5 protein-coding genes are annotated in these 3,988 nt (G+C 37.0%); 2 read left to right on the top strand and 3 right to left on the bottom strand.

Features of this window, described 5'->3' with window-relative positions:
• The coding region (locus AC1DRF_RS18540; protein WP_477741355.1) for a DUF3231 family protein at positions 1-330 on the top strand (330 nt) is incomplete at its 5' end.
• 213 nt (positions 331-543) lie between these two features.
• Here the strand turns inward: AC1DRF_RS18540 and AC1DRF_RS18535 are convergent.
• Entirely contained in the window at positions 544-978 is a 435-nt protein-coding gene (locus AC1DRF_RS18535; protein ID WP_176521285.1) for a DUF2269 family protein, read from the bottom strand.
• A gap of 18 nt (positions 979-996) precedes the next feature.
• Positions 997-1,347, bottom strand: coding sequence for an ASCH domain-containing protein (locus AC1DRF_RS18530; RefSeq protein ID WP_323618895.1), 351 nt, complete (start codon positions 1,345-1,347; stop codon positions 997-999).
• A 557-nt stretch (positions 1,348-1,904) separates the two neighbouring features.
• Here AC1DRF_RS18530 and AC1DRF_RS18525 point away from each other — a divergent pair.
• Entirely contained in the window at positions 1,905-2,861 is a 957-nt protein-coding gene (locus AC1DRF_RS18525; protein WP_477741354.1) for a hypothetical protein, read from the top strand.
• Between the two features lie 361 nt (positions 2,862-3,222).
• On the opposite strand, the gene AC1DRF_RS18520 is transcribed toward AC1DRF_RS18525, so the two are convergent.
• Positions 3,223-3,891, bottom strand: a complete 669-nt coding sequence (locus AC1DRF_RS18520; RefSeq protein WP_427075390.1) for a phosphatase PAP2 family protein — start codon at positions 3,889-3,891, stop codon at positions 3,223-3,225.
• Positions 3,892-3,988: the final 97 nt, after the last annotated feature.

The following is a 3,988-nucleotide window of genomic DNA, read 5'->3' as shown; positions in this document are numbered from 1 at the left end:
ACAATAAGCTTGTCGGAAAAAGGAGAAACGGTTGAATTTGTTACACTTCTTGGTACAGTTCCTGTTAGTATAGAAGTAACAAATTCAACCGTTTCTCCTTTTTCCGACAAGCTTATTGTTGCGCTTTTTCATTTTTTAAATTCCATTGATGTGACACTTATTGGACATGCTTTATCTTTATCCATGAGGACAGATTTAGCTACTTATTACAGTAAATTAATTGGAGAAATATTAATTTATGCTGGAAAGGGCTTTAATATTATGGTCAACCGGGAATGGCTAGAACAACCTCCTCAAGCACCAAATAGAAAGGCTTTAAAAGGAAAGTAAGTTAATTAATAAGAAGATTCTACTTGAGAATGTTGAATAACACTCTAAAAATCCGTTATATAAAAATGCTTCAAAAAGCCCTTGATGAAAGGGCTTTTTAGCATGCTAGGTTCAATAATGTCTGTTATATTAAGTAAATAGTAGGTTATTTCATAAAAGTAATCAGTTTAACTGTTTACTCTTAGTGACTAAAAATGGATATATTTATATATTTTACCAAAAGGTCGGCTTACCGACCATAAACCAAAGCATAGTCATTAATAGAATGATGTAAATCCAAATAGATCGCTTTAGTTTAGTTGCCAGTTCTTTTTTATTATGCCCTTCCTCCTTGTACTTTCGAAGAGTGGGGGAAAATGCACGGGCCAGAAAGAACAATGAGCAAAAGAGGAAAATCAGTGTCATTATAATCCATGGAGTGGTCCACGTCCATGGACCACACATAACAAGGAGTATCCCTGTTATAACGAGAACATGGCCTGTATGTTTTGCGAGCCTAACGACAGATTGAAACGTGCTCAAATAGGCATTCGTTTCTTCTTCTCTTGAATTATGTAGTTTTTTAACGAGTGGCAAGAGAATAAAGAAAGGACCAATAGATAAAATGACACTAGAAACATGAATATATACTAATATACGGTACAACAAATCCATTTCTTTTACCTATCAATCGTTAACTGATCTGAACTCATGCACCCATACCCTCATTTGAGGAAGCCAGGGCATTCCAGGATGATAAGATAAAATAGATTGCTTATATTCCTCTACCGTATCATAGCCCTCCTGGCGAGCATTTTCATCCGTTAATTCACCTAGTGATTGAGAATAAACCCGTTCCACTATAAACTTTTTATCCCCTAAAACCATTATCTCTCCTATATCAGCATACCTTCCATTTCGGCGAGTTGCTGTTTTTCTGCCCTTGAGTACTTTTTTTACATCATCCGGCATCGTTACAAGTCGATCGATTGTACATGTTTTTGGTGGCAATTCATTTTGTGCTTCATAATTATTCATTAAAAAACTCCTTTCATTTCTTGTTTCTTATTTAATGTATCACACTTCCAATAACAAACTTCATTTAAATTTATTAGTTTGAAATTTCCTCTAATAAATCTGTTATAATTTATCCCTTTTCTTATTCGATAATCTAATAATAGAGCTTTTTCTTTAATTGCGTATTCCGATAAAATTCATTATGTTAACTAGCATTCCTATTTGAAATTATTTAAAATCTCGTTCAACTGAGCAGGTTTGTTGTCCACAGATTGACTTGATAAGGTTCTCAATAGAGGCAATCTTTTTTCATTTTATCAATTTTTTAGAATAAGAGATTTTTAATTGGAATATTAGTATTTTAGAGAGGAAAACAGTTTGATAAGGTATTGGTGGTGAAAGTTATGTGTAGGATTATTATCCTTTTGATGAACTAGAACAGTTTAATTTATAAACCTTAAGGGATGTTTATTTATGGTTATAAATAGAAATAAAGATGATAGTTTAATTGGAATCCTTCTATACATTGTATCGATAGGGATTTTCCACCTTACTGACTTAGCTGCCGAGATGAGCTTATGACAATAAAAAAGATAATTTCTCAATTAATAGAGAAGCGTAGAACTTGGGGTTATGGTGCTGCTATAGCAGTAACACCTTATCTGTTAATCAAAATTGCTTGGACTTTCGGACTCTTCATGCCGACCCAACAAATGGGTGATATAAGTTGGCGCACTGCAAACGCCATAACAATGGTGCTCGCCGCAGTTGGTATCCTGTTAGCGTTCGCGTTCAGCATGCCTTGGGGAGAGAGGCTACCTGCCTGGTTAGTTACCTTTCCCGTTTGGGTAGGTACTGGCTTACTTATTCCTATGTTGTTGTTGGCACCAGTTCTTGGTCCTGCTGCTATGATACGTGATCAGAAGACAGGAGTCGCAAACGTTTGGGTATATGAGCAGATTTTTGTAATAATTTCACTGGTTGGAGCCGGCATCTGCCTACCCCTTGCTTTAGCTGGATATGCCAAGACGCGTTGGCCAGAGGCATTTGTTGGTCCAATCGCTATCGATTTACTTCCAGGCAATAGTCAGAAACTGTATATCTCCTTGGCTAGACTTGTTGCGGCTGGCTGCATCCYGCTTGGATTCATTAAGGTATTCTGGGCTGCTGGTGGAACTATTGGCATCACCCCAGCTATGTTAGATAACCGAGATTTATGGTGGCACCTATTGTCATTGAGTACCGGTGTGTGGTCCTTTGCAGGGTCTTGGGGTTTATTGGTACTAACCACCCGCCGCGGGTCAAAGAGTTTTTTTTCACCTATGGCTACAGCATGGATCACGTYGGGAATGCTGTTCTCATATAACCTCTTCAATTGTTTGTCCGCCACTCGCCCTGATACGCAACCTGCACCGGAGTACCCACTTGCACATGTACTGACCACAGAGTTAGGTAGCGTCTTAGGAGTTATGATGATAATGGTCATCCTGATGGTATTGCATGACCGCCGGAGAGCAATGCGCAGCGCGGCATAAAATCAAGAAGTTAAGATTTGGGTGGGAAGAAATAATAAAAAGTAATTCCGAAAATACGTTTTATGGTAACTACAAATGTATAGGATATAAAACAGAAAAACCAACCTGGGAGCTGGAGCTCTAAAGGTTGGTTTTTCTGTTCTTGTAAACGGAGGATAGGAGAATTACTTATGTGATACCTCACGGTGTCTTGGACAGTTTGCACAAGTACTTAAAAAGTTATGTACTGAATTGTATTTTTGTTGATTCTAAAACCACCACCTGTTAATATCAGTACTTTTGATGATCCACCCTTTCGCCCAATTAATTATGAATACATTCATTTGCTGTCTTAGACTATAAGGTTATTTCAGTGTTGTATTCATTCTTTACTTCGAGTAAGTCTTTTTTGCTCAAACTGTTTCTCCTGGTAGCGTTGATAGAACCAAATAGCAATAGCTAGCCAGCAACCACTAGCAAAATAGCCTCCAATAACGTCGCTAGGATAATGCACGCCTAAGTAAATACGACTAATACCTATTGCTAAAATCATTATAATGCTAATAACGATTAAAAGTGTACGTCCCCAGCGAGTAGGAATATGACGCCAGAGCAAAAACGAAAGGACTCCATAAACAGCAAAGGCACTCATAGCATGTCCACTTGGAAAACTATAACCGTTGATTTCAATTAACCGATGGAAATCAGGACGCGCACGGTGAAAAAGTAGTTTTAGCAGCTCATTGAGAATTGGAGACCCTACAATAATTGCAATAAATAAAATAAGCTCTGTTCGATGTTTTAATACTTTATAGAGAAAAACCAAATTAAAGAGAGAAATCACTGCAACGGATGGCGTAGAACCAATGAAAGTAAAGCACTTCATGATAGTCGTTAAACCAGGAGTTTCGAACCCTTGGATAAGCGATATAATAGACCGATCAAATGCCACAATTTTTGATCCACTAATTAAAATAGCCATCCCACTAAAACAAATAAGGGACAACACGCTTAATATAAAAGCAAGTGTAAATTGAAATTTCAATTTCATACTAGACACCTCTAATTTCTGTCCTTTATCAAGTTACTTTTGATGAAAATTGATATGATAAGATCTTTTTATTACTAGATTTTGATGTTTCTTTGCT

It is taken from the genome of Priestia sp. P5_B4, from assembly GCF_056400385.1.
Note: the sequence above shows the minus strand (reverse complement) of the source record. Positions and strands in the feature narration are given on the sequence as shown.